Source organism: Agarivorans sp. OAG1, assembly GCF_037076485.1.
GTDB classification, from domain to species: domain Bacteria; phylum Pseudomonadota; class Gammaproteobacteria; order Enterobacterales; family Celerinatantimonadaceae; genus Agarivorans; species Agarivorans albus.
In genome coordinates this window covers 4,727,863-4,754,317 of the sequence record NZ_AP028990.1, presented here as the reverse complement: position 1 = coordinate 4,754,317, position 26,455 = coordinate 4,727,863, and the positions used below count along the sequence as shown (strand labels likewise).

Below are 26,455 nucleotides of genomic sequence, written 5' to 3'. Positions count from 1 at the left end.
CCCCCCTGTAACATCGTTGTTGTAGCCTAAAAGGAAAGCACTATGGCAAAGGAAGCGTCAATTGCATTTGGTCGCAGTGGAATATTCAATATGTTCTTACTGGCTGTTGAAGAACGTTATGGTAATTTTTTTCAACAAGTTAACTTACCCCAAAGCCTGTTTATCGACCCCATGCGCCCCATGCCATTAAGTGAAATGACCCGTTATTTTGGGGTACTTGAACAGAGCATTGATGATCCACTGTTTGTTGCTAGAGCCAGTGCCAATATAAAGTTGCAGCACTTTCCTCCACTTCGTGCCATCACCCAGTCAACCCCTACCTTATTTACTGCGGTGAGACGAATGACCGCTCTTGCTCGAATTATTCAAACAGGCTGCAAAGTCAGAACAACCATAGGCCACACACAAACCAGATGGTGTTATAACACCCAAATTCCGGTGGTGTCTGAACGACTACTAGATGGAATTGTAGCCGCTTGGCTATTTATCCATCTGCTGCGCAGCTACTTAGGTGCCGACTATGCGCCAGATACCCTGCAGCTTCCAGGCTCTCGCCTAGGAGAAGAAGGTGAAATGGAGTCAATTTTTGGTTGTAATATTGCTTGGAACAGCAAGCAAACCGAAGTACATTTCCCCTCTGAGAAGCTACAGCATTGCATTCCCATCAATCCAGCTTTTCTAAAATCCCAGCGCTCAAATCAGGTCTTCTCATTAGATTATATAGATCTGCCAGAAGAAACCGACTTTGCGCGCTGCGCCTATGAGCTTATCAATTACGCCCGCGCCTTTGGTTACCCCAAACTCGAGTTTATAGCTGATATTTTGATGATATCTCCGTTAACTCTGCAGAGAAAGCTACAAAAGGAACAACTGAGCTTCTCTGAACTTGTTAAATACCAGCTATTGTTTAACCTCGCACCAGAAATGCTGCTTAGGGGCCATAGCGAACAAGATATTGCAAGTGAACTTGGTTTTAGTAATCCGCAAAGTTTTAGTAAAGCCTTTAAAAAAGCTCACCAGCAAACACCTAGGCAATATACTCAACATTTGGAAGATTTTTTATAACAACACTTTTAGGCTTTCAATAGGGACTGTTGAAGCCATAGGTTTAAATAAACAATACCGAATGACAAGGACATCATGCTGACTCGCCCCAACACGACTCTTTTTGTAGCTATTTTACTTTACCTACCCAGTCATGCTTTTGCTGGGCAATTTCTAGTTTCTCTCGGTGGTTTTTATTCGCAAACAGACTCTGGTTTTGAAGTTCAATCAACTGAGCACGATAAACACTTCAACCTAGATTTCGAAAGCGACCTTGACCTAAAAGAAACCGTAATTCTTCCCTACCTAGAGATTCAATACTGGTTTAATGATCGCCATGCAGTATTTTTTGATTGGCGCAGCATACATCGCAGCGGCACTAGAGAAAAAGTACGCGGACCATTCGATTTCGATTTTGGTTCAGGGCAACGCTATCTAGTAAAGGCTGGAAGTACTATATCTACCCGCTTGGATCTCGATATATCGCGCATTGGTTATGGTTACAACTTTTACCAAAACAACAATTGGGAGTTAGGAGCAACATTTGGTTTGCATCTTACCCGCTTGAAGCTAGAAATGCAGGGTGAGCTTGAAGTATGTGTAGACAATAACTGCCAAAGCTCCTTAGAGTTTGCAGATGGCTACAAAATGAATAGTGTTGCGGCCCCCTTGCCAGATCTAGGCCTTTCACTTAAGTATCAGCTGAGCGATAACTGGAAGTTCAAAAGCTTTGCCCAATACTTTTTTCTAGAAATTAACGACGTTAAGGGTGACTTAGTCGATCTCAATGCTGGGTTTGTATATAACTTTAATGAACAATTTTGGACTTACTTGAGCTACAAATACTACCGAGTTAACGTTGATTTAGCCGACAGTGACACGGATTGGAATATTCGTTATGCAGTACAAGGGCCTGCCTTAGAGCTCACCTACGCATTCTAAAAGCCCTTAAATCTCGTTTCTAAACAATTGGCCAATATTCCAAATGGCCAACTGTATTAGTCAGTGCTAAGTATTAGAAACGACGATTAATTCCTCCGGTAAACTGTTTTCGCCCTTCATTGGTGCCAGTCCACTCGACGAAGGCTGACCACTTTTGATCAAAATTGTAGTTTGCACCAATTAGTGGTTCCCATAGATCATCAGTTCGTTGAGATATTTGGTAATCAATTCCTTCGTCAGACCCAGGAACTTTCTGATGCCCCGTAATATGAACTTCATTGTCCATATAGCTCGCACCTGCATACACAGCTAAGCTAGTACCGTTTTGGAATGGAAAAACCTTGCCTACACGCGGAGATATAGCAATTACATTGCCATCAATACTACGGTTATCCATAGTCATTTTGGTAAATGAAATCGGAACTGAGACAAAATAATTGCTCCATCCCGCAGCTAATACAGTACCTAAGGTATAACTCACACCTTCCATACTTACATTAACGTTATAGGTATCGGTATTGTTACCTTCCCAGCGGTCGCAGCGACGGCGATCTTGACCACGCGCAGTATCACATTCAATTCCCAGCTGGCTTAACAAGTCATCACCATTTAGGCTGAAATTTACATTGGCATCTCCCGATACTTTACCCACGGAGCCAAATACATTCATGAAAGGAAAAACCCAGGCATCTAACTTAATCTGTGGGGTATAACTTTCATTGGTATTGTCTTCAAACGGAACAAATTCTATCGGCACATATTCCCCCTCTTTATTTCTTACTGAAAGGTCATAAAGCTCCATGTTTTGCGAAGTAGAGGCATAAATAAAACTAATCCCGATAGGGCGTGGTAAGTCATGGCCCAGCTCAATCACACGTTGTCCGAAAAAAGGTAGGGCTCGGTCCCAGTGCTTAGGTGGAGATACTTTGTCTTTCGCTTTGTCTTTCATAGGGGTTAAAGTATTTGTAATGCCAGTATCGGTAAGCTCTTCGTTCTTATTTATATCTACAAAACTTGCCGCTAACGAAGCCTTTCCACCATTTTTGTTTAGGGTGTAAGTCGGCACGGTTTTACCTTTGGTTTTGACATCAAAGGATGACAAGTTGCCTTCTGTAAACTTCCAATCACCTGTAACTTTGGCGCTACTAACTCCGCGCCTAAATACTTCTATGCTTTCTTCATCTTCAAAAACTGAAACGATTTTGTATTCGCTGTGCCCCAAGCCAACTCCAATATCTTCTCGCTCTAAATCAACATAGGTAATACTGTTTGTTGCATTATCATAAATCGCACCGGTACCTTTAGCTTTGCCCACTAAAGGCACTTTAGTGCTCGATACTTCTGCAACCATGTATCCTCTGGCTCGTTCGAGTTCATTGGCTATGTCTGGTTTTTTCTCAACCAGCTCTTCAATAGTTTGTTGGCTAGCAACTTTGATTTCATCAATTGCTTGGGCTTTTTGTTCACTACTCAGTAATTCCGAATTACTGCACCCAGCAGTGGTAAGAGTGGTTGCGGCAATAGCCAATAGTGGCAAAGTTTTTTTTGGAAGAGCGCGCTGAAAAAAGTTCATTATTTGACCCTAGATAAACGTGTGGTGCACTTTAAGCAGTGCTGCGTGTTTGCGATGAGGTCAATTTAATTGAAGTAGTAGGTGTTAATGGAGATTCGGAGTAATGACATAACAAAGGCGATATTTGAGATGTAAATAGTCGATCACCGCTTCAGTCGATAGGAGGGTTTACTAATTTCGTAATATAAAAAACACCGCTAAGCTCAACATTAGCGGTGCTCAAAATATAAAGAACTAAAGAGAAATAAGCTGGTTAATTACAATGGCGTTAATAATATCAACAAAGAAACCGCAAACGAGTGGCACAACAATAAAGGCGTTATGTGCGGCACCATGTTGTTTAGTCACCGCAGTCATATTGGCAATAGCTGTTGCAGTGGAGCCGAGTGTAATACCACTGAAGCCCGAACAAATCACAGTTGCCTCATAATTACGCCCCATTAAACGGTAAACCACCAATACTGAAAACAAAATTGACATAATGATCTGTAAACTCATAACTACTGACAGATACTTGACAAGCCCTAGTAACTCCCACACTTTTAGATCCATCAGTGCCATAACAATAAACAAACCAAGGCAGATATCGGAAATAAGTGACAGCCCTCGGTCACTACCTTGAACATGCTGTTTAGGGAGCAATTTATAAAAGCGATTACCGATCAAAATCCCTGCTAGCAGACAGGATACAAAAAGAGGCAACTCAATGTTTACCATCGTAAGCAGCTCATTAATTCCATGACCCAGCATAAGAGCAAGATTTAGGCGCATCCAAGAATAGAGCAAGCTGTAACTATCAATCGACTCGGACTGTTGGGCATAAGAATGACCAACATCCAGCGTGCTTTCTTCACTTCCAACAATTAAATGCCGGTTCATTAAGTATTTTGCTATAGGACCGCCGATGACACAGGCAAAAATAAGCCCAACGGTGTTACTCGCTATTCCAAGCTCAACAGCATTTGCGATGCCTAACTCTTCTACAAATGTAGGCCCCCAAGCTAAAGTGGTTCCTACTCCACCTATTAAGGATACGGATCCAGACATCAACCCAGCGCGCGGGTCCATTCCAAAAGCGCTGGCAACTCCCATACCTAGTGCATTTTGCAAAATCATGTACACAGTGGCTAAAATCACCAATAAAAATAAAGGTTTCCCTCCTTTTAATAGAGATTTCACGTCGGCGTTCAAGCCCATTGCTGCGAAGAAATACAGCAACAAAATGTTTCTAATCTGAGCGACATCAAAAGTCACTTTACTTCCCAACGTTGCATAAATAAGTGCCACTGCAACGGCACTCATAAAGCCACCAATTACCGGCTCAGGGATACTGTAGTTCCTAAGCATTACGCTTTTAGACAATGCCCACTTGCCAACAAACAACAAAAAAATCGCTAAGGTAAAAGAGAAAAAGCTCCCTATGACTATGGGTTCCATAATTGTGCCTCTAGTTTCTAGATATGAGTGAAAACCAACTAGGTTCGAGTGACGAATTCTCGTGAGCTGGCTGAATACAAACTGCTGGTGCAGCGAGAATAATCTAAGGAGAAATAAACAAACTTAGTGATGATTAGAGCAATTACGCTCTAGGAATGACTTATCGGATAGATTCGCTCCAATTTATCTAAGCACCATCCGACTCGGCTTACATTCTCATTCAATTCAACCCGACATTGATTGAGAAACTAGAAATGAAAAAGCAACAAGCGATCCTTAGCATAACTTTATTAAGTCTTAGTCAGCCCTTATTTGCCGATGGATTACTGGGTGCGGGGCATTACACCCCCGGCGCAGCTAATATTCGAGATATGACTATGCCTAATCAAAGTGGCTTTATTTACGAACAGTACAATGTTTACTACAGCAGCGGTAATTACACCGATCCAAATGGCAACACCATTGCACTAGATAATAAATACCAAGCATCTGCTATCTCGCCCTTGCTGATGTGGGTAACTGATAAAGAGTTGCTTGGTGCTCGCTATAGCTTTTACCTAAATCCTTCGCTCGCTGCTGCAAATGTGGCAGGTGAGGAATCTTACGGACTTGGCGACACCTTCATTCAGCCATTGTGGCTCGGCTGGCTTAATCCAAAATACGATGTCAATTTTGGTCTTGGCTTCTATTTACCTACTGCCGATAAAGATCTCGGTCTAGGCATGGTGACTACCCAGCTGCAACTATCTGGGTATTACTATGTAATGGAGCAAGCAGGCGCTGTAATGTTAGCGAGCACTTATGAGTTTCACGGTGATGTAGACAGTACCGGAGTAACACCTGGCGATCACCTCACCATAGAATACGGCTACAGCCAATACCTTACCCAACAACTTGAGATAGGTATAAAAGGTTATAGCCAATGGCAGGTTCAAGGCGACCAACTCAGTCACAAACATGAGCAACTAAATCGCTTACTCGGAACATCACTTGGTGAAAAATCACAGGTTCACGCACTAGGCTTACAAGTAGGTTACTGGCTTGATCCACACTGGAACTTTTCCCTAAATTACATGAAAGAATATGCAGCAGAATCTCGCCTAGAAGGAGATGTGTTGTCATTTAACATTACTTACTCCCCCAAAGGCCTATTTTAATCAAATATGTATAAGCTGTTGCATCGACACCACAAGTAGCAAGAATGATTTTAAAGATAGTACAAAGCGCTCAGCCAGTTTTGTTAACTACTTTCAACAGCAACTTGATATCAAAGATCAAACCACCTCAAGACCCAATCATTCAATCTGCATGTAGGCGAGAACCTGATGACGCTAAGGTTATGCTTGCCTCAGCCAAAATGAGCTGATATTTAGAGGCTGAGCAAGTGTTTGCAATAAAAAATACGCGGCTACGTCAGTTAGCCACGTATTGTCAAACTAAGGTGTATTATTTTGTAGCGAAGCTTAGTAGCTCTTAACCTGTTCGATTAGCCAAGTGATATCTTTAGCTGCAGTCTCAAAGTCTTGACCTATTTTGTAGGTGGAAAACTTAGCAATTGCCACGTTTGTTGCTTTATTAAAGGCGATGAATTGACCAAAAGAGCCCATGCCAATAGCAATGTCTTCATCAACGACATACCACTGGTTGCTGTAGAACTTAAGCATTGGCAGTGCACTGCCATAAGCACTGTTCTTAAATGCAGCTGTTTTTTCTGGATTAGAGGTAAATACGTCGTCAATATATGTTTGAGAGATGGCTTCTTTACCATTAACAATACCGTCAGCAGCCATGGCATGAGGTAACTTTACAAAGTCTCTTAAAGTGTAAGATTGACCACCGTCAGCTGAAACTTGTCCATGTAAGTTGGCAACGGTATTAGATATATACTCAAAGCCCAGTTTGTCATAGAAGGCCTTCATGCCTTCATAAGCATGTTTACCACTAAGTTCTGAGCCCATATTATCGAGCAACAGTGTGTTAGGGCTAACGTAATACCAATCGCCATCAGCTAATTCAGGATTACGAGTTAATGAATTTAAAAAGCTAATTTGTTCATACTGGGCATCTTTAAAATCCCAGCCTGTCGCAGAACCAGAGAGCACTACAGGGCTGTTTGGATCGCCAAAATCTTCCGCCCAATAAGTTGGAGTGCGCATATCAGAAACATCTCGAACCGTAATGTCTTTGTAAATAGAGTCTGCAAGTTCAGGAATTATTTGACTGACTGTTTTGTCCATTACAGGCAACAATTGATTGTGCCAGGTTGCAGAAGTATATGATTTACCTACAGAGTACACTGCGTGCTTGGTGGTTTTATACATGCCTTTGGCATAATACTCTTTAACAATGGTGCCGTCTTTCACAACAATGTAACCGTCAGTATTGGTACCTTCTAAGTGCAAGACTTCGTCATTATTGAGTGGCGTAATGCTCTCATTAAAAATTAACGGAGTTGACGAAGGTGCGAAGTTCCACGATACAACAGAAAACTCAGAGAAGTTACGATTAGCATAAACCGCTCCGCCTTCTGCATTTGGCGTAGCATCAGTAAGATCTGTTTTGTGTGGAGCTTCTGCTCCCATTTGGTCAGCATATTGCTGTTGATAAGGCAATTCGGCTGCTTGTACAGAAAGTCCTAAAGTAGACATAAGGATTAATGTAATAGGTAGTTTTTTCATGGTGATTCTCCAACGGGTCGTATTTTTGTTCAAAGGATTAATTCGTTGGGTCTAAGATAAACCTAAATTTATTTACCTCGTAGTTCGAATCATCCCATTTTTGGGACACTTAAGAAGGAAGAGTATTTTAGAGCGAATGAACGATTTATGTATATTGGTCGTTTTTCGATCTGACAGATAATTCAAATGACTACGTCTCGTTAAGTGAGAGAGCGGGCTGAATAAGACCTATATAAGCAACGAACATATTGCGCAATCAGCAAATTTATACTGATAGCTTTAGGCGGAAAGCTTATAGATTTTTCTAGATAGAAATTTATGAAAAAGGCACTCGTAATGAGTGCCTTTGTTTTCGGGATTAGGACGAAATCGGTTAATACTATTTGTCGAAACAAACCTCTGTGAAACCAGTTAGGTCTGGGCGATACGGTGCAACATACTGACAACCTGCGTTAATATCTGACACGTTCGACATTGAAGAAATGAAGTAGTTATCAGCAGTAGGTGCTAACAAAATAGGGCGCTGTGTTAGCAGGTCTTTAATTGAACCAGCGCTGCGTTCTAAATCGTATTTAGCATAGGCTGACGCAACTTCATATCGAGAGACCGTCTCTTTCATCGCTTTGTTGAATTCATAAAGATCCCCATCGTAAAGCACATCGGCTAATTCTTGTTCACGGTCACGAGGGTGATTGGTGTGAACAATGTAACCATCTTCTTGATCAAAGGTCTTGAAACCATTAGCGTGCCATTCGAAGGTTTTAAGTCCGCCTTTTTTATCTGCTAAGGTGGTAGATGCCGCACCAGCTATTTGGTATTTAGACATCATCACTTCAGCTTCATCAACACTCACATTGTGAGTGATGGCGGTGATGTACATTAAACCGATTGATATACCGTTTTCTAAAGCAACCGTTGAGAATGCGTCAATGGTATTGGTGTTAGATGCCATGTTGCGAGACATGCTCATAACCGGATGAAACGGAGACGGACCACTTGCAATCAACTCATCACTTTTCCAGGTTGCAGACTCACCAGACATGTTAAGGGGTAAATCCATGTTTTGACCCAATATGCCGTTAGTAAAACCAACAGCAGTACAGCCTTTTATTTTGTCGTCTTCACCATGACGAGTGAAATCTTTACCATCAAACAGTTGATCACCGAAGCTTAGCATCGATTTAGAAAACAAAGCATCTTCAGCCCAGAACGCAAGCAGGATGTGTTCTACTGATGCGCCTGATGCGTCAGCAATACCTTCAATGAAAGCTTTCATGCGTGGAAAGTCTTCAATAAAGGCATTATTAACAGCTACTGCCTTTTTAATTTCTTCCGCGGTGAACTCTTCTTTAATTTCATCGTTGTAACGTTTGGCGAAATCCTGATAGTAAGTGGCACCGAATGCGTCATTGTAACCCGCAACGATTTGTTGACCGCCTTTAAAGGTTAATCCATCAAACTCAATGACTGGTAATTCAGCTTGCACAATAACGTTGTTTGGTTCTGCTTGCGTACCTTGTAATACAACTTCGACACCATTTAGGCTTGTCACGATGTTTACATCTGATGTTGCGAAGCTGGGAAGAGCGATTACAGCTGTTAGAGCTGCGGCTAAAAATGAAGTTTTCATGGTTTTTTCTCTATATCGTTATCTTTAACCAACACTTACCTGAGAGGAATCTAGCCATCCCAAAAAGTGTTTCTAGTATTCTGGTTATGCTTACCCCGATAACAGGTGTGCAAATATCGGGGCTTTAAAAGCGCTAATAATGTTTGGATTAAAAGTAGTAGTTAGCTTGAAGCATAAACTTAGTATCTTCTTTAACTCGGTCTGTGCCTTCGTTATGGTCGATACGGAAACCAACAGAGAACAGGTCATTGATCATATAACCACCGCCAATTTCAGCAGAAGCAACCCAATCATTATGACGAGCGTTGTACTGAACACGAGGGTTAGCAGATAACCAGTGGCCATCGTCGAATGCGTACAGTAAGAACACACCAGGTTGGACGATAGTAGACTCTTCACGGGTCTTAGCGCCATTATCACTGGTGGAGTAACTGAACTGACGACCAACATCTAGCATCGGGAAAATCATCACGTTGTCAGATACCTCGTAACGATAAAGAGCACCAACAAGAGCAGTATCGCTACCAGATTTGTCTGCATTGTGTGACCCCAAAAGAGTCGCTGATACACCAAAACCCTCATCAGTTACATGAAACATACGAGCTCGGTAGTTCTGGTTGCCTTCGCGGCCTTTGTCATCACCTAGCGCTTTATCATTAAAGCCGTAATCAACTTGGTAGATATTGTTACCTTTGTTGACTTGTAGGTTTAACATCATCGAGTCAGCAGCGCGTGAAACTCCAACGGTAGAATATGCTGCTGTTGGGTCACCATAGTTAATGTCTTGTTCTTGTCTTTGCTCCTGTTCAGCTGCAAGTAACGAAGTGCTTAATAGGCTTGTTGCTAGTGTTGCGATGATGATTGAGTTTTTCATGATGTTTCCTCCAACTGGACGTATTTTTGTTTAAAGAACTTATTCAGTGAGGCCAAGATAAACTCAAATTTGTCTAACTCGTAGTTCGAATCATCCCATAATTGGGATAATAAAAGAGAAATGTTTAGTGTAGATAGAAATGATAAATGAGATTTTTATTAAGGTTGGAGCTGTAAATAGTGTAAGAGTGGCAGCAACAAAACTGACAAGTAGCTAACTTGAATTTAGTGAATGTACTAAAAAAGTAGGGCTTTACAGCAGTACGAAACCTTTCAGTTACGAATGGCGAAAGAGCTAAAAAATAAGCTATTTGGTATAACCGAACCAACTCTTTAGTGTGCTAATAACTTGTTCGGTCACTTCAGGGTGTGGGTAATCCATCCGATAGTACAACATCATAGGGAACGAAGGGATAATCTCTCTTTGGTTATAGCTAAGTGCTACCACTTCACCTGACTTACTCGCGGAATGCGTTATGTACTCAGGAAGTAATGCAACCCCTAAGTTCTTTTTTACTAATGACACTACTGTGCTCGCTTCACCGCATTCTATTGTATCTAAGCTATTGAAAAGTGCTCTCTCATCTTGCAGAGCTTTTTCATAAGGGGAAGACCATATAGCCGTTTGAGACATTAGCATGTCTAGCTGCACTTCAGGTTCTTGGCATAATGGATTATCGGGGTGAGCAATTAAACTGATATTTTCTTCGCCTACAACAACCCCGCCTATATTAGGATAAAAAGAGTCGGCAGCTGCGCCTAACGCAAAATCGACATCGTTACTGTCAATAGCCAACTGAACATGAACCATGTCAATATTTTTAAGCGCAATTTGGAGAGTTGGCCAGGTAGCTTTAAGATCTTGAATAACTTCAGCAATGCCTTCACCGTCAATCAGCTCACTAAAACTAATCGTTAATTCAAGTGGAGAGCCGTCTCCGTGCATTGAATAGGCAAGGTCTTCCAATTTTCGCATGTAATCAATTGCAATTTTAGCCTTAGGTAACAGCGCCTCACCTTTTGGGCTTAATACTACGACAAGTCCGTTACTTTTCCTTTCGAACAATAAGTAGCCAAGATCATCTTCTAATTCGCATATCCAGCGACTGACAGAGGATGACGATTTTCCTATTTTTCGGGCAGCTTTACTAAATGCGCCGGTCTCTGCTGCAGCGATAAAGCACTCTAGAGTTTGAATCGATAACGATAACAATACTTGAACCTCATGTATGCGGCGCTGTTTATTTAAGTATTTGCAGCCGATTTAAGAATAATATACGCAATAGTATGGGGAGAAAAAACTGGTAGTCAAACAGCATTATGGCTAAGTGTAGAGTTCATACTGAATGCATACAGGGCTAAACAGTTAGTCATTTTAACGGTAAGATTTGAAAGACATATAGCGAACAAATAACTATATTCTATTAGGAAAGTACACTTGGGTTGAGAGCACATTTATCAATTTGGTCCCCAATCGGTCCCCCAAGTGTGCAACCACACCTGTGTTTATGGGCGTCTTCACTTTCTGTATCGGAAAATAGCTTAATAAGTAAGTGTTCACTATTACCAAGCCACCCTTAAAATATACATAAAGACCAACAAAACCTGATAAACAGCAAGCAAACATAAAGCTATTATCAGGTTTTCAATTAACAGATAAACCCACTCTCAAACTAAGCTAAATCTGCCTCACAGTTTCCTCACTCTCCATCAATTATCGCTAAAAATATTGACTTAAATCAATTTTCAATTAAAGTTTCACTGTTTTCTGAAAGTTCAATAAAAGGATTTAGCGCGTGCAATTATCAGAGAAGAGCCAAGCTTTTGTTCTTCATTTTGGCGAAATGGGCAGCCGTTGGGGTTTTAACCGAACGGTTGGTCAAATATTGGCTTTGTTAGTGATTAACAAAGAGCCTTTGCACGCCGAACAAATTATGCAACAGCTGGGCATTAGCCGCGGCAACGTCAGCATGGGTTTAAAAGAATTACAGTCTTGGCGCTTAGTAAAGCTAAGCCACCAAGCAGGTCAACGCCGAGAATTTTTTACTGCCGCCGGGTCCATTTGGGATATGGCGAGAACTGTATTTGAAGAACGCAGTAAGCGCGAAGTTGACCCAACCCTCTCTTTACTACGTTCTAATTTATTGGATGAACCAGAAAACGAAGCCGACCAGTTTACTCAGCAAAAAATGGAAGAGATCCACGATCTCTTAGAGTTAATCACTCAATGGTCATACGCACTTAATACGATGAATCCAGACAAACTGCAGAGTTTAATGAAGATGGGCTCAGGTATTAGCAGAATTTTAGAGTTAAAAGACAAAATCGTTGGTAACAAGGGATCTGCCGCCAGCTAATGAGATTATCAACCTTAACGAGGCTTAACCATGCTTGATGCCCTAATGCTCTCAAGGATACAGTTTGCTGCTAATATCAGCTTTCACATCCTGTTTCCCACCATCACCATTGCGATGTGTTGGTTCCTAGTATTTTTTAAAGTTCGCCACGATATGACCGGTAACCCGGTATGGATGCGCGCCTATCGTTTTTGGGTAAAGGTGTTTGCGCTTTCCTTCGCGATTGGTGTTGTAAGTGGCATTACCATGTCATTCCAGTTTGGTACTAACTGGCCAGGTTTCATGGAAACCGTGGGTAATATTGCTGGTCCTTTACTGGGTTACGAGGTGCTTACCGCCTTTTTCTTAGAAGCCACCTTCTTGGGCATTATGCTGTTTGGCATTAAACGCGTTCCAAACAAAGTACATACCCTAGCAACCATATTGGTAGCGATTGGTACCAGTTTGTCGGCATTTTGGATTTTAGCGCTAGACTCATGGATGCAAACCCCAACCGGTTTTGAAATGCGTGATGGTGTTGCTTATCCAACCGATTGGTTTGCAATTGTATTTAACCCGTCATTTCCTTATCGCTTAACTCATATGTTGTTAGCATCAGGCCTAACTGCATCATTTTTTATCGCCGGTATTTCAGCCTATCGAATTTTAAAAGGCGACGTTAAAAAAGCTCCGCGCCTTACCTTAAAAGTAAGCCTAATAGTGGCAGCGATACTAGCGCCAACTCAGGCTTTAGTGGGTGATTTTCATGGCTTAAATACTCTTGAACATCAACCTGCAAAAATTGCCGCCATTGAAGGTATATGGGAAACCGAAAAAGGCGCTCCATTACTGTTATTTGCATTGCCAGATGAAGAAACTAAAACCAACAAGTTTGCCATTGGTATTCCAAAGTTAGCGAGCTTAATTTTAACTCACGAACTTGATGGTGAGCTTAAAGGCTTAAACGAATTTGAAAACGAGCACCCGCCAGTAGCACCTGTTTTTTGGAGTTTCCGGGTAATGGTGGGCTTGGGTCTACTTATGTTAGCCCTAAGTTGGTTTGGCTCTTACCACATGGTGCGTAAAGGCAAAATGCCAAATTGGATGCTAAAAGTATTAGTAGGTACAACCTTCTCGGGTTGGGTAGCCACCCTTGCCGGCTGGTATGTAACCGAAATAGGCCGCCAACCCTGGTTAGTAACCGGAGTACTAAGAACCGAAGATGCTGTAACCAGCCTACCCGCTTCAAACGTGGCATTTTCGTTAGCGCTATACCTAATCGTTTATGGCTTCTTGTTAGTTGCCTACATTCACACGGTTTTCTTAATGGCACGTAAAGCAGTTAAAGAAGAAGAGTTTGAAACCAACGAACCCAAACCCGACGGCAACTTAACCAATGTTAATCAGCCACAAGACAACGTTGAAGGGAGTGCTAAAGCATGATGGACGCCTACTGGTTACCGGTTATTTTTATCGGCTTAATGGGACTTTCGGTTCTTGTTTACGCAATCTTAGATGGCTACGATTTAGGTGTAGGTATTTTGCTGCCAATGGGCGAAGCCGACGAAGCACAGCGCGATACTATGATTGCCTCTATTGGCCCTTTTTGGGATGCCAACGAAACTTGGTTAGTACTGGCAGTTGGCATCATGCTCATTGCCTTTCCAGCAGCGCATAGCATCGTGCTCTACCACCTGTATATTCCGGTCGCAATTATGCTGATCGGACTTATTATGCGTGGCGTAGCTTTTGACTTTAGAGCCAAAGCAGCAGTGGACCATAAGTTAGCCTGGGACAGAACCTTTAAAGCAGGTTCTATACTCACCACCCTAGCTCAAGGTTACATGTTAGGTTTGTATGTAATGGGTTTTGAGGGTGGCATAAGCACCCATTTATTTGGTTTGCTCAGTGGCCTAGGCGTAACAGCTGCTTATAGCTATATTGGTGCAGCTTGGTTAGTAATGAAAACCGAAAACAGCTTACAGCAACGTGCTGTTGCTTGGACAAAATCCACTGGCCGTTTTTGTTTCATGGGGGTGATTGCGGTATCTATCGTTAACCCTTTAGTTAACCCTGGTGTATTTGATCGCTGGTTTGACTTCCCATTGGTCATGTTTGTATTGCTGATCCCAGCTTTGTGTTTTGCAGCATTTTTGTTTAACGACTTTTTGCTAGGGCGTTTACCTAAAGAAAACGATCGCCACTGCTGGGTACCATTTAGCTTAGTTATGCTGATATTTTTGCTGTGTTTTAGCGCATTGGGCTTTAGCTTCTTCCCCGATGTAGTGCCTGGACAAATGGATATTTGGGAGGCGGCATCTGCGCCAGAATCACTGATAGTGATTTTAATTGGCGCCCTGATTGTTGTGCCGGTGATCCTCATGTATACCGCCTTTTCTTACTGGGTATTTAGAGGTAAAGCGACTTCGTTGAACTACCACTAAACATTACAGTTATACCAACTAAAAGAGCGCCTTTGGGCGCTCTTTTTTTGTGCTCTTAAAACTTCATACTAACGCCAAGTTTTATCTGGCTATCATCTTTTAGCGGGCTGCTGTTGTAGCCACTGCTATCAAAGTTTTTCTGAGTATATTGAACATAAGGTTGGTAGCTTCCTAAATTGGTAAGGAACACCTTAGTTTCAAGTTCATTGATTTTTAGGTTATTGTTTTTGTGCTCTGCATTTGCGTCTTTATGAATGTAGTTAAAAGACACACCAACGATATCACCGGCCCAACCCGCGGTTAAATCGGTTCGGTTAGTTTTTACATCGCCTAATTCAGCTTTATTTATGCTGTTGTTATTTTGGGTGCCTTCGTAACGGTAACGTGCAGCAACAAAAATACCATTATCAAAGTTATAGCCACCTTTTAGCGCAAACTTACCGGTGTTGGCGTCGTTAGCGACATTACGTGTATATTCAACTCTAGGCTGAACATAAGCATTACCGAACTTGTAGGTATAATCTGCAGCAAAAGTAGCTTCGTGCAAACCTGACTCATGCTGATTTTCGCCATAAGGTCGCCCACCCAAACGGCTTTTTGCCTCAACATCAAAGCCAAACTGACCGTAATCAGTATCAAACTCATAACCGCCTTTCAAAATGCCTAGATGGGGGCCATTGCGGTTACTTTCTGCGGCAACTTCACCACGAATTGCATTAGCCACTGCAAATTGACTAAATAGCGCAAGCGAAACGGTAGAAGCGACGATAATTTTTTTCATTTTGGAACCTTTCAGTAGATGATTACTAAAACATCCGTGCATCATTGAGTACCAGTTACATACTCGTAAAACAGTCCATCGCCGCTATGATGATGAGATGGCACTGCGCTAACAAATCAGAGTCTGTTAGCTTTTATTAACACAGAGGATCCCAAATGAATCTTCAAGCAATCCAAGCTTTTGTATTAAGTCATCAGTTGGGCAGTATTTCAGCCGCTGCCAAAAAGATGCAGAAAAACCGCGCCCAACTTAGTCAATGGATAAGTAATTTAGAAATAGATTGGAATGTTGAGTTGTTTACCCGGAGCGGCCACAAGCCAGTGTTGTCGGAACAAGGCTTAAAAATGCTGCCCTTGTGTGAGCAGTTACTAAGTGCAAAACAACACCTAAACGAACAGGTAGAGCAAATTGCCAACCTGGACTGTTTAAGGTTAAACCTTGGAGTAAGTGCTTATTTGCAAGATAGTTCTATAGCAAAGGTGCTTAGCCAATTTAACCAAGCCTACCCACAAGTAGATTTACATATTTACCAACGCCGCGATGAGCAGCTACTCAACTGGCAACAACAGCCTTCATTGGATTTAGCCGTTTGTTTTTACCGAGATGCTTTTCCTAGCCAATTTACTGTAGAACCTTTGTGTGAAATGCCAGTAGTAGCAGTATGCTCACGAACTCACCAATTAGCGTCTGCAACATCTACTACTCTTCAACAAGTGCTAAGCCATACCTGGATAACCGTGCTTTCTTCAACCAATACCGACCTGTGGGATCCCGATACAGTACAAAGACAAATTGCAGTAGAGCATCACTCGCTGGCTATTGAACTTTGTTTACGTGGTGTTGGCGTTTTTGTCGGCCAACAACAGCAGCTAAATCCGTATATTGAAACGGGTGAGCTAGTAGTCTTAGCCCATAACGATGCCATTGCCAATGAACAACTTGGCTTGATTTACAGCAAACAAGCAACGGTTTCCCCAGCTCAACAGGCGCTAATTAATTTGTGTAAAGCAGAGTTTAGAAACAAACCCCATTAGCCATTTAGATAATTTGTGCACAACTCTTATTCACACACAACAAATGGGATCATCAGCTTAAATGGCGGGTAAAGCGAATTTTACTGAGGTTTCACGTGAAACTATCAACAACTAGATCACAATAAATTCGCAGCTAGTTAAACCCTATTAGATCACGTTACAATATAGCCAAGACTCTACATTTAACAGGATCGCAAGTGGATATAGAAATCATTGTGGGATCAACCCTCGGTTCGGCTGAATACGTCGCAGATGAGCTAGAAGCGCTTTTAAAAGAACAGCATCAAGTAAAAATTCACTTAGATGCAGAGTTTGAAGAGCTAAATCAGCAAGCTTTTTGGCTTATTTGCAGTTCTACTCATGGCGCAGGAGATGTGCCAGACAATCTACAGCCATTTTTCCAACATTTACTCGAAAACCAACCAGATCTTTCTTCTGTTTCTTATAGCGTAGTGGCTATTGGTAGTAGCAGTTACGATACCTTTTGTGGAGCAGGTAAAGATCTCGACCAAACCTTGAGTAATTTAGGTGCCAAAAAGCTAAAAGAGCGCTTAGAAATAGATGTTGATCTAGAACCAGTGCCCGAAGAACCAGCAGTTGCATGGTTAGAAAGCTGGAAAAATGAGCTAAATGTGAACTAAACACTGTGGATAACCCTAGGGAATAGCTATTAATTTAACATAGTTATTCCTATGGATAAGCTTATACCCATTTCCACCTGTGGATAAATAGCAAATTAGATCCCAGTTTTTCCCCTGCTTAGATCGCCCTTCATTAACAAGATCTGATCTTAATTAAGTTAATGATCATAAAGCTAAAAAATCACTTATCTACAGATCAGCAAGTTACTAATAGTAGATCTAATAAAAGATCTTTAAAAAAAGATCTTATATATATTTATAAGAGATCGAGTACAGATCTAATTCTGATCTAAGCATTCCCTTATCGCTACTTAACCAGTAAAATGTCGCACCCTTTTGGGATTAGGCTGGTTCGAGGTAATAACAAATGTTCTATAAACAACAATATGACGTGATAGTGATCGGTGGTGGTCATGCCGGTACTGAAGCAGCAGCTGCAGCTGCACGCATGGGTCAAAATACCTTGTTGCTTACTCATAACATTGAGACTTTAGGTCAAATGTCTTGTAACCCAGCCATTGGTGGTATTGGTAAAGGTCACTTAGTAAAAGAAATTGACGCCTTAGGTGGCTTAATGGCACAAGCTGCCGACCTTTCAGGGATCCAGTTTAGAACCCTAAACTCATCTAAAGGCCCAGCAGTTCGTGCAACTCGCGCGCAAGCAGACCGAGTACTTTATCGAGCAGCGATCCGTGAGCGTTTAGAAAACCAAGCCAACCTAACTATCTTTCAACAAGCTTGTGACGACTTGATCGTAGAAAATGATCAAGTGGTAGGGGTGGTTACTCAAATGGGCCTACAGTTACGTGCACGCAGCGTAGTGCTCACTGTAGGAACATTCCTTGGTGGCATGATCCACATTGGTTTAAATAACCATGCTGGTGGCCGAGCTGGTGATCCACCATCAATTGCTTTAGCTCAACGACTTCGAGAACTACCGTTACGAGTTGATCGCTTAAAAACCGGTACTCCACCTCGCATTGATGCGCGCAGTATCGATTTTAGCCAAATGCAGCCACAGCCTGGTGATACACCTACACCGGTATTTTCGTTTATTGGTAAACAAAGCGATCATCCACAGCAAATCCCTTGTTATATCACTCATACCAACGAGTCTACTCATGACATTATTCGTAATGGTTTAGACAGAAGCCCGATGTTTACCGGTGTGATTGAAGGTATTGGGCCGCGTTATTGCCCATCTATCGAAGACAAAGTAACTCGCTTCGCCGATAAAAACTCACATCAGATCTTTATTGAGCCTGAAGGCTTAACCACTCACGAAGTGTACCCAAATGGTATTTCTACCAGCTTACCTTTTGATGTTCAGGTTGAGTTAGTTCACTCGATGAAAGGTTTAGAGAATGCCCATATAACCCGTCCGGGTTATGCCATTGAATATGACTTCTTTGATCCTCGTGACTTAAAACAAAGCCTTGAAAATAAATACTTAAAAGGTTTGTTCTTCGCTGGACAAATCAACGGGACTACCGGTTATGAAGAAGCTGGTGCCCAAGGTTTAATTGCTGGTTCTAATGCTGCCCTTTACGCTCAAGGCAAAGACGCATGGGCACCTCGACGCGACCAAGCTTACATGGGCGTGTTGATCGACGATTTAGCGACTTTAGGCACTAAAGAACCTTACCGTATGTTTACTAGCCGTGCCGAATATCGCTTATTGTTACGTGAAGACAACGCCGATATGCGTTTAACTGAGCAAGGTCGTAAGCTTGGTTTAGTAGACGATTATCGTTGGCAGTTGTTTAATCAAAAAGTGGAAGCAGTTGAGTTAGAACGCCAACGCTTAAAAGACACTTGGGTTCATACCAGTTCTAAGCAATTGGATCAGCTAAACCCATTGTTGAAAAATCCAATTACTCGCGAGCATTCTTTAGAAGAGTTGATCCGCCGACCAGAGCTTAACTACCAACAACTGATGGAAATTGATGGCTTTGGACCTGGATTAGAACTACCAGCCGCCGCTGAGCAAGTTGAAATCCAGATCAAATACGATGGCTATATTAAACGCCAATTAGAAGAAATTAAGAAAACCCAAAAGCATGAAAATACTTTGCTACCTTTAGATTTGGATTACTCTAAAATTAGCGGTCTATCGAATGAAGTAGTTGCAAAACTAACCAATGCCAGACCAGAAACCATAGGTAAAGCAGCACGTATTTCGGGAGTAACTCCAGCTGCGGTATCATTGCTATTGGTATATTTGAAAAAACACGACTTGGCACGCAAGTCAGCTTAGGATGATCGGGTGTTAAAATCTCGCTTACAGGGCTTATTGGCTCAAACGTCTTTGCAGCTTACCGAGCTGCAAATCTCTCAACTGGTTAGTTTGGTTGAGCAGCTCGATAAATGGAATAAAGCTTACAACCTTACCTCGGTAAGAGATCCTATGGAGATGATGGTAAAACACATTCTCGATAGTTTAGTGGTAAGTCCTTACTTACAAGGTGAGCGTTTTATTGATGTTGGTACAGGGCCTGGATTACCTGGTCTTCCCTTGGCCATTATCAATCCTGATAGACAGTTTGTATTGCTTGATAGTTTGGGGAAACGAATTACTTTTATTCGCCAAGTTTGTCATTTACTCAAACTCGATAATGTTACCGCAGTGCAAAGCCGAGTAGAAAACTACCAACAAAACCTCGATTTTGATGGCGTAATAAGCAGAGCGTTCGCTTCTTTAGAGGATATGCTTAACTGGTGTTCTCACCTACCCGCAAATAATGGTAAATTCTATGCTTTAAAAGGCTTAGTGCCTGAACAAGAGCTAGAAAACCTGCCTGAAGGCTTAAAACTGCACAGTATCGAGAGTTTAACGGTTCCCGAACTTGAAGGTCAGCGACATCTAGTTATTATTGATAAAAATAACCCTTAGGCGAAAATATTGTGGGTAAAGTAATTGCGGTTGCCAACCAGAAAGGTGGCGTAGGAAAAACTACAACCAGCGTAAATTTAGCGGCGTCTATGGCGGCCACTAAACGCAAAGTATTGTTGATTGACCTAGACCCACAAGGTAATGCCACCATGGGCAGTGGTGTTGATAAATACGATGTTCCAAAAACAGCCTATGAGTTACTGATTGATGAAGAACCTATCGATCAAGTAACGGTAAAAGATACCAGCGGATTTTTCGATTTAATTGCAGCTAACTCTGATGTTACCGCTGCCGAAATTAAATTAATGGAGTTTTTCGCTCGCGAAGTACGCTTACGTAATGCATTAGCGCCAGTGCGTGACTACTACGATTACATTTTCATAGATTGCCCGCCTTCGCTCAACATGCTTACCGTTAACGCAATGGCTGCTGCCGACAGTGTATTGGTGCCAATGCAATGTGAGTACTACGCCTTAGAAGGCTTAACCGCTTTAGTTGATACCATTAGTAAATTGGCTTCTGTGGTTAATCCTGATCTGCAAGTTGAAGGCATTTTGCGCACTATGTTCGATCCGCGAAATAGATTATCGTCGGATGTAAGTGATCAGCTTAAGCAGCATTTCGGTAAAAAAGTCTACCGAACTGTGATCCCAAGAAATGTGCGTTTAGCCGAAGCCCCTAGCTTTGGTAAACCAGCCATGTATTATGATAAAACCTCAAATGGTTCTAAGGCTTACCTTGCTTTAGCGGGTGAAATTATTCGCCGCCATGAAGAAGAAGCACAAGCGGTGGTCGTAGATTAATGAATACGGATAAAGACATGTCAGCGAGAAAACGTGGATTAGGTAAAGGATTAGATTTATTACTCAGTACCAGTAATAACGCTCGTCAACGTCAAGTTGAAGAGGACACTAAAGCCGATACTAATCAGCAAACCGTTGATGAAAACCGAGGTGAACTGCGTAAGCTACCTATCGAATGGTTACGCCCTGGTAAGTACCAACCTCGTAAAGACATGTCGGCTGAAGCACTTGAGGAACTGGCTCACTCGATAGAAGCACAAGGGGTTATTCAACCCATTGTGGTTCGAGAAGTGGGGGATAATCAATTTGAGATTATTGCCGGTGAACGCCGTTGGCGCGCCTCGCAACAAATTCATCTGCACGATGTTCCTTGTTTAATCAAAAACGTGAGTGATGAAAACGCCGTTGCTATTGCGCTTATTGAGAATATTCAGCGTGAAGATCTTAATGCAATGGAAGAAGCGGTTGCCCTTGACCGCTTAATGAACGAATTTGAACTTACTCATCAGCAAGTCGCTGAAGCGGTAGGTAAATCTCGCACAACTGTAACCAACCTACTGCGTTTAAATAGCCTTGATAACGATGTGAAAATCTTATTAGAGCATGGTGATATCGAAATGGGCCATGCTCGAGCGTTGCTAGCTTTAAGTGGCGAAACTCAAGCTGAAACTGCACGTAATGTTGCTGCCAAAGGCTTAACTGTGCGTGATACCGAAAAGCTGGTTAAGGCAGTTTTAAACCCAAAAGCCCCTAAACAAGCAGCTACAGTTGATCCAGATATTAACAGGTTAGAGCAAAGAATAAGCGAACGCTTAGGTGCTGGTGTGAAAATTCAGCAAAACAAAAAAGGCCAAGGTAAGTTGGTTATAGACTATGCAAACTTGGATGAATTAGATGCTATTTTGGCGCTCTTCATCGATTCCGATGAAACACTTTAGTTTTTATAAACTATTCTTACCTACATTTCTTTGATCTTGATTACCTAACTTTCACCAAAAAATGACCAAAATCGCTGGTTTGTAACATAAAAATTAACAATAACCGCTATTTGTTTATGTAAGCTGTTACAAATTGGTGACTTCCGCTTTGCTTCTGATTGCAAAAGTGCGCGTTCAACGTATAATCATTAGGCTTTTTCGCAAGCCCTTTTTACCTACTTATAGGTAATGGGTTAAATGTAAAAACTAGTAGAGGTCGAGAATGTCTGGGTCTTTAACAACAGAAGTACGCCTTAAGGCGTTATATTTTGTTATCTTTCAGACAGGGTTTGTCGCACTGCTAACACTTAAAAGTGGTTTCTTTTTTGATAAAGAGACTGCCATTTCTGTGTTACTCGGAGGAATAATCTTTTTACTACCAAATGCGCTGTTTACTGCCATGGCATTTATGTTTGTGGGAGCTAGACATCGAAAATACGTAGTATTGAGCTTTTATCTCGGGGAAGTCGTAAAACTTTCTCTAACAGCCATTATGTTCATACTAGCCTTTGCCTTGCTAGATGTAGTGCCTTTAGCACTATTGCTAGGCTTTGTTTTTAGTACTTTGACGCAATGGACTGCCTCTATTTTTCTTAGTAACAAAAATAGGATGATAAATGGCTGCTGAAGGTAACGTTTCAGGCTATATCCAGCACCACCTTACAAACGCTCAAATGTGTATGGCCGATGGCGGTCTGGCATTTAATTACGCTTGTAAGGATGCAGGGTTCTGGACTTGGCACATTGATTCACTCCTGTTTTCAGTTGGCTTGGGCGCTTTGTTCTTATTTCTTTTTTATAAGGCAGGGCAAAAAGCAACAACTGGCGTACCTGGCAAGTTTCAATGTTTTGTTGAAATGATGGTTGAGTTTGTTGATGGAGCCGTTCGTGACGCATTCCATCGCACCGACCGAGTTATTGCGCCAATTGGTCTAACCATCTTCGTGTGGATTTTCCTCATGAACTTGATGGATCTAGTCCCTGTTGACTTTATACCCCACGTCGCCGGACTTATGGGCGCTGAGTACTTTAAAATTGTACCAACTACTGATTTAAACATTACATTAGGCATGTCTATTGCCGTGTTTGGTTTAATCATTTTTTACAGTATTAAAGTAAAAGGACTGAAAGGGTTTACAAAAGAGCTAACGCTTAATCCTTTCAACCATTGGTCAATGATTCCATTCAACTTCTTGTTAGAATCGGTCACCTTATTGGCTAAACCTTTCTCACTCGCTTTGCGTCTGTTCGGTAACCTGTATGCAGGTGAATTGATCTTTATTCTTATTGCCGCACTTGTTCCTTTATGGGCTCAATGGACCTTATCTGTGCCATGGGCAATTTTCCATATTCTGGTCATTGTGCTTCAGGCGTTTATTTTCATGATGCTAACGATAGTTTATCTAGCTTTAGCCCATGAAGATCACTAATTAAGTTTAATAAAAACTGTTTTAACCTAATAAATACTATTTGGAGAAAATCATGGAAACTGTTGTTGGTTTAACTATTATCGCTGTTGCAATCATGCTGAGCATGGCCGCTCTTGGTACTGCTATCGGTTTTGCACTTTTAGGTGGTAAATTGTTAGAAGCATCAGCCCGTCAGCCTGAGCTAGCCCCTGCACTACAAACTAAAATGTTTATTATTGCTGGTCTACTAGATGCGATCTCAATGATTGCCGTGGGTATCGCGTTATTCTTCGTATTCGCTAACCCGTTCGTTGCCTTGTTAGGTTAATCCTTCGATTCCTAACAAATAGGAGGTGTCGTTGTGAATATCAATGCAACCATGTTTGGACAAGCGATATCGTTCGCGATTTTTTGTTGGTTCTGCGTTAAATACGTATGGCCACCATTAATCGATGCGATTGAAGCTCGTCAAAAGAAAATTGCGGATGGTTTAGCTGACGCTGAACGTGCCGGAAAGGATCTTCAATTAGCTCAAGCGAAAGCTTCAGAGCAAATGAAAGACGCCAAGTCCGAAGCTGCTGGTATTATCGAGCAAGCTAACAAGCGCAAAATTCAAATCATCGACGAAGCAAAAGAGCTGGCTAACATTGAGCGAGAAAAAATTCTTGCTCAAGGTAACGCAGAAGTTGAAGCTGAACGTAATCGTGCTCGTGAAGAGTTACGTGCACAAGTAGCTGCTTTAGCCATCGCTGGCGCTGAGAAAATTCTTGAGCGTTCAATCGACAAAGAAGCCAACAAGCAGATTGTTGATAAGCTAGTCGCTGAGCTGAAATAAGGGATAAAAGGTAGAGCTTATGGCTGATTTAACCACCATTGCTCGTCCCTACGCTAAAGCTGCGTTTGATTTTGCTGTTGAGCAAAAAGCCTTAGAACAGTGGACTGAGATGCTAGCATTTGTTGCCGAAGTGGCAGCCAATGAGCACGTTGCAGTTCAACTGAAAAGGGAGTCAGCAAATACTTTGGTTAATTTGTTTACCACAGTATGCGCCGAACAGCTTAACGAGCATGGCCTTAACTTAATTAAGTTAATGGCTGAGAACGGACGTTTAAATGCGTTGCCTGCTGTGTTAGCTCTTTTCTTGGAGTATAAGGCCGAATTGGCTAAGGAAATAACCGCTGATGTTGTTTCCGCTACCGAGTTAGATGCCGCGCAGCAAGCGCAAATTAGTGCTTCCTTGGAACAGCGTTTAGCACGCAAAGTGAAGCTTAACTGTAGTGTTGACGCCTCACTAATGGCCGGTGTGATTATTCAAGCCGGTGATTTAGTGATTGATAGCTCTGTTAAAGGGCAATTGGCGAAACTTTCTGAAACACTGCAAGCGTAATTGGGGAATAGAGCATGCAACTGAATTCCACTGAAATAAGCGAACTGATCAAGCAACGTATTGAGCAGTTTGAAGTTGTCAGTGAAGCTCGTAACGAAGGTACTATCGTTTCTGTAAGTGACGGTATCCTTCGCATTAATGGTCTTGCTGATGTAATGCAAGGCGAGATGATTGAGCTTCCTGGTAACCGTTATGCTATCGCATTAAACCTAGAGCGTGATTCTGTAGGTGCGGTAGTAATGGGCCCTTATGCTGACTTAGCAGAGGGTGACAAAGTAAAAAGTTCTGGTCGTATTTTGGAAGTTCCAGTAGGTCGTGGCCTATTAGGACGTGTACTAAATACACTAGGTGAGCCAATTGATGGTAAAGGCGCAGTAGACAACGATGGCTTCTCGCCAATCGAAGTAATTGCACCTGGCGTAATGGAACGTAAATCGGTAGATAAACCTGTTCAAACAGGTATTAAAGCGATTGACTCAATGATTCCAATCGGCCGTGGTCAGCGTGAGTTGATTATTGGTGACCGTCAGATTGGTAAAACAGCTATCGCTGTTGACACCATCATAAACCAAAAAAGCTCTGGCATTAAATGTGTTTACGTAGCGATTGGCCAAAAAGCCTCTACTATCGCTAGCGTAGTACGTAAGCTAGAAGAATACGGCGCAATGGAGTACACCACCATTGTTGCAGCTTCTGCATCAGATTCAGCCGCACTACAATACCTAGCGCCTTACGCGGGTTGTACCATGGGTGAATACTTCCGTGACCGCGGTGAAGATGCACTAATCATCTATGATGATTTGTCTAAGCAAGCCGTAGCTTATCGTCAAATTTCTTTGCTACTACGTCGTCCGCCAGGCCGTGAAGCTTACCCAGGTGACGTATTCTACCTTCACTCTCGTCTACTAGAGCGTGCCTCTCAGGTAAACGAACAGTACGTAGAAGAGTTCACTAAAGGTGAAGTAAAAGGTAAATCAGGTTCATTAACTGCATTGCCTATTATTGAAACCCAAGCCGGTGACGTATCAGCATTCGTACCAACCAACGTAATTTCGATTACCGATGGTCAGATCTTCCTAACAGGCCAGTTGTTTAACTCTGGTACTCGTCCGGCGGTTGACCCAGGTATTTCTGTATCGCGTGTAGGTGGTGCAGCACAAACTAAGATTATTAAGAAACTGTCTGGTGGTATTCGTACTGCATTGGCACAGTTCCGCGAACTAGCAGCATTTGCTCAGTTTGCTTCTGACTTAGATGATGCAACACGTAAGCAGTTAGACCACGGTCAAAAAGTAACCGAGTTAATGAAGCAGAAGCAATTCAGCCCATTATCTGTTGCTGAACAAGCACTAGGTCTATACGCCGCTGAAAAAGGTTACTTAGCTGACGTAGAAATCGATAAGATTGTTGATTTTGAAGCAGCGTTGCTAGCTTACGCTAACAACGAGTACGCCGATCTATTAGCGACTATTAACGAAAAAGGCGATTACAACGACGAGATTGATGCATCGATTAAAGGCTTAATTGAAAGCTTTAAATCAACGCAATCTTGGTAATCAAACCTGACGAATAGGA

At 42.0% G+C, this 26,455-nt stretch carries 25 protein-coding genes; 18 read left to right on the top strand and 7 right to left on the bottom strand.

The features are described 5' to 3' along the window. The first annotated feature begins 42 nt into the window (after positions 1–42). On the top strand, positions 43–1,065 hold the full coding sequence (locus OAG1_RS21575) for an AraC family transcriptional regulator ligand-binding domain-containing protein (protein WP_338622888.1): 1,023 nt from the start codon (positions 43–45) through the stop codon (positions 1,063–1,065). A gap of 75 nt (positions 1,066–1,140) precedes the next feature. Continuing rightward, positions 1,141–1,986: a DUF481 domain-containing protein gene (locus OAG1_RS21570; protein ID WP_338622886.1), complete on the top strand. Its 846-nt coding sequence runs from the start codon at positions 1,141–1,143 to the stop codon at positions 1,984–1,986. A 73-nt stretch (positions 1,987–2,059) separates the two neighbouring features. Here the strand turns inward: OAG1_RS21570 and OAG1_RS21565 are convergent, their stop codons facing one another. Further along, positions 2,060–3,559 carry a hypothetical protein gene (locus tag OAG1_RS21565; RefSeq protein ID WP_338622884.1) on the bottom strand — a complete coding sequence of 500 codons (1,500 nt, stop codon included), beginning with the start codon at positions 3,557–3,559 and terminating at the stop codon, positions 2,060–2,062. Between the two features lie 234 nt (positions 3,560–3,793). Beyond that, positions 3,794–4,996: a sodium/glutamate symporter gene (gene gltS / locus OAG1_RS21560; protein WP_338622882.1), complete on the bottom strand. Its 1,203-nt coding sequence runs from the start codon at positions 4,994–4,996 to the stop codon at positions 3,794–3,796. Between the two features lie 254 nt (positions 4,997–5,250). On the opposite strand from gltS, the gene OAG1_RS21555 reads away from it, so the two are divergent. Continuing rightward, positions 5,251–6,153, top strand: a complete 903-nt coding sequence (locus OAG1_RS21555; RefSeq protein WP_338622880.1) for a transporter — start codon at positions 5,251–5,253, stop codon at positions 6,151–6,153. Positions 6,154–6,459: 306 nt separating this feature from the next. On the opposite strand, the gene OAG1_RS21550 is transcribed toward OAG1_RS21555, so the two are convergent. The 4 genes from OAG1_RS21550 to OAG1_RS21535 all read right to left on the bottom strand — a co-directional run bounded on the left by OAG1_RS21550 (position 6,460) and on the right by OAG1_RS21535 (position 11,390). Then, entirely contained in the window at positions 6,460–7,674 is a 1,215-nt protein-coding gene (locus OAG1_RS21550; RefSeq protein WP_338622878.1) for a hypothetical protein, read from the bottom strand. Between the two features lie 379 nt (positions 7,675–8,053). Next, complete coding sequence (locus OAG1_RS21545; RefSeq protein ID WP_338622876.1) at positions 8,054–9,304, bottom strand: hypothetical protein; 1,251 nt, start codon at positions 9,302–9,304, stop codon at positions 8,054–8,056. 148 nt (positions 9,305–9,452) lie between these two features. Beyond that, positions 9,453–10,178: a hypothetical protein gene (locus tag OAG1_RS21540; RefSeq protein ID WP_338622874.1), complete on the bottom strand. Its 726-nt coding sequence runs from the start codon at positions 10,176–10,178 to the stop codon at positions 9,453–9,455. A 306-nt stretch (positions 10,179–10,484) separates the two neighbouring features. Continuing rightward, positions 10,485–11,390: a LysR family transcriptional regulator gene (locus OAG1_RS21535; protein WP_338622872.1), complete on the bottom strand. Its 906-nt coding sequence runs from the start codon at positions 11,388–11,390 to the stop codon at positions 10,485–10,487. 583 nt (positions 11,391–11,973) lie between these two features. Between OAG1_RS21535 and OAG1_RS21530 the strand changes: the two genes are divergently transcribed. From OAG1_RS21530 to OAG1_RS21520, 3 genes are read left to right on the top strand one after another with little or no spacing between them, the layout of a single operon-like run. Beyond that, positions 11,974–12,534, top strand: a complete 561-nt coding sequence (locus OAG1_RS21530) for a GbsR/MarR family transcriptional regulator (RefSeq protein WP_338622870.1) — start codon at positions 11,974–11,976, stop codon at positions 12,532–12,534. Between the two features lie 30 nt (positions 12,535–12,564). After that, a complete protein-coding gene (locus OAG1_RS21525; RefSeq protein ID WP_338622868.1) occupies positions 12,565–13,956 on the top strand; it encodes a cytochrome ubiquinol oxidase subunit I in 1,392 nt (463 codons plus the stop codon). After that, on the top strand, positions 13,953–14,957 hold the full coding sequence (locus OAG1_RS21520) for a cytochrome d ubiquinol oxidase subunit II (RefSeq protein WP_338622866.1): 1,005 nt from the start codon (positions 13,953–13,955) through the stop codon (positions 14,955–14,957). Before OAG1_RS21525 ends, OAG1_RS21520 begins: the two co-directional genes overlap by 4 nt. A gap of 55 nt (positions 14,958–15,012) precedes the next feature. Here the strand turns inward: OAG1_RS21520 and OAG1_RS21515 are convergent, their stop codons facing one another. Further along, on the bottom strand, positions 15,013–15,738 hold the full coding sequence (locus OAG1_RS21515) for an oligogalacturonate-specific porin KdgM family protein (RefSeq protein ID WP_338622864.1): 726 nt from the start codon (positions 15,736–15,738) through the stop codon (positions 15,013–15,015). 155 nt (positions 15,739–15,893) lie between these two features. Here OAG1_RS21515 and OAG1_RS21510 point away from each other — a divergent pair, with 155 nt between their 5' ends. The 12 genes from OAG1_RS21510 to atpA all read left to right on the top strand — a co-directional run bounded on the left by OAG1_RS21510 (position 15,894) and on the right by atpA (position 26,436). After that, positions 15,894–16,772 (top strand): LysR family transcriptional regulator, encoded by an 879-nt coding sequence (locus tag OAG1_RS21510; RefSeq protein ID WP_338622862.1) that lies wholly within the window; start codon positions 15,894–15,896, stop codon positions 16,770–16,772. 197 nt (positions 16,773–16,969) lie between these two features. Further along, positions 16,970–17,413, top strand: a complete 444-nt coding sequence (mioC, locus tag OAG1_RS21505) for an FMN-binding protein MioC (RefSeq protein ID WP_016400266.1) — start codon at positions 16,970–16,972, stop codon at positions 17,411–17,413. Between the two features lie 367 nt (positions 17,414–17,780). After that, positions 17,781–19,670: a tRNA uridine-5-carboxymethylaminomethyl(34) synthesis enzyme MnmG gene (gene mnmG, locus OAG1_RS21500; RefSeq protein WP_338622858.1), complete on the top strand. Its 1,890-nt coding sequence runs from the start codon at positions 17,781–17,783 to the stop codon at positions 19,668–19,670. Between the two features lie 9 nt (positions 19,671–19,679). Next, positions 19,680–20,306 (top strand): 16S rRNA (guanine(527)-N(7))-methyltransferase RsmG, encoded by a 627-nt coding sequence (gene rsmG, locus OAG1_RS21495; protein WP_338622855.1) that lies wholly within the window; start codon positions 19,680–19,682, stop codon positions 20,304–20,306. An 11-nt stretch (positions 20,307–20,317) separates the two neighbouring features. Beyond that, positions 20,318–21,109, top strand: coding sequence for a ParA family protein (locus OAG1_RS21490; protein ID WP_016400263.1), 792 nt, complete (start codon positions 20,318–20,320; stop codon positions 21,107–21,109). 17 nt (positions 21,110–21,126) lie between these two features. Further along, positions 21,127–22,047, top strand: a complete 921-nt coding sequence (locus OAG1_RS21485; protein ID WP_338622851.1) for a ParB/RepB/Spo0J family partition protein — start codon at positions 21,127–21,129, stop codon at positions 22,045–22,047. A gap of 262 nt (positions 22,048–22,309) precedes the next feature. Continuing rightward, positions 22,310–22,714 (top strand): ATP synthase subunit I, encoded by a 405-nt coding sequence (locus OAG1_RS21480; protein ID WP_051147554.1) that lies wholly within the window; start codon positions 22,310–22,312, stop codon positions 22,712–22,714. Then, the gene (gene atpB / locus OAG1_RS21475; protein WP_152785095.1) at positions 22,704–23,516 is read left to right on the top strand and encodes a F0F1 ATP synthase subunit A; all 813 of its coding nucleotides are present in this window, start codon (positions 22,704–22,706) and stop codon (positions 23,514–23,516) included. Before OAG1_RS21480 ends, atpB begins: the two co-directional genes overlap by 11 nt. A 52-nt stretch (positions 23,517–23,568) precedes the next feature. Continuing rightward, complete coding sequence (gene atpE, locus OAG1_RS21470; RefSeq protein ID WP_016400258.1) at positions 23,569–23,823, top strand: F0F1 ATP synthase subunit C; 255 nt, start codon at positions 23,569–23,571, stop codon at positions 23,821–23,823. Positions 23,824–23,856: 33 nt separating this feature from the next. Beyond that, positions 23,857–24,330, top strand: coding sequence for a F0F1 ATP synthase subunit B (atpF, locus tag OAG1_RS21465; RefSeq protein ID WP_016400257.1), 474 nt, complete (start codon positions 23,857–23,859; stop codon positions 24,328–24,330). Positions 24,331–24,349: 19 nt separating this feature from the next. Further along, positions 24,350–24,880: a F0F1 ATP synthase subunit delta gene (atpH, locus tag OAG1_RS21460; protein ID WP_016400256.1), complete on the top strand. Its 531-nt coding sequence runs from the start codon at positions 24,350–24,352 to the stop codon at positions 24,878–24,880. Between the two features lie 14 nt (positions 24,881–24,894). Further along, a complete protein-coding gene (atpA, locus tag OAG1_RS21455) occupies positions 24,895–26,436 on the top strand; it encodes a F0F1 ATP synthase subunit alpha (RefSeq protein ID WP_016400255.1) in 1,542 nt (513 codons plus the stop codon). Positions 26,437–26,455: the final 19 nt, after the last annotated feature.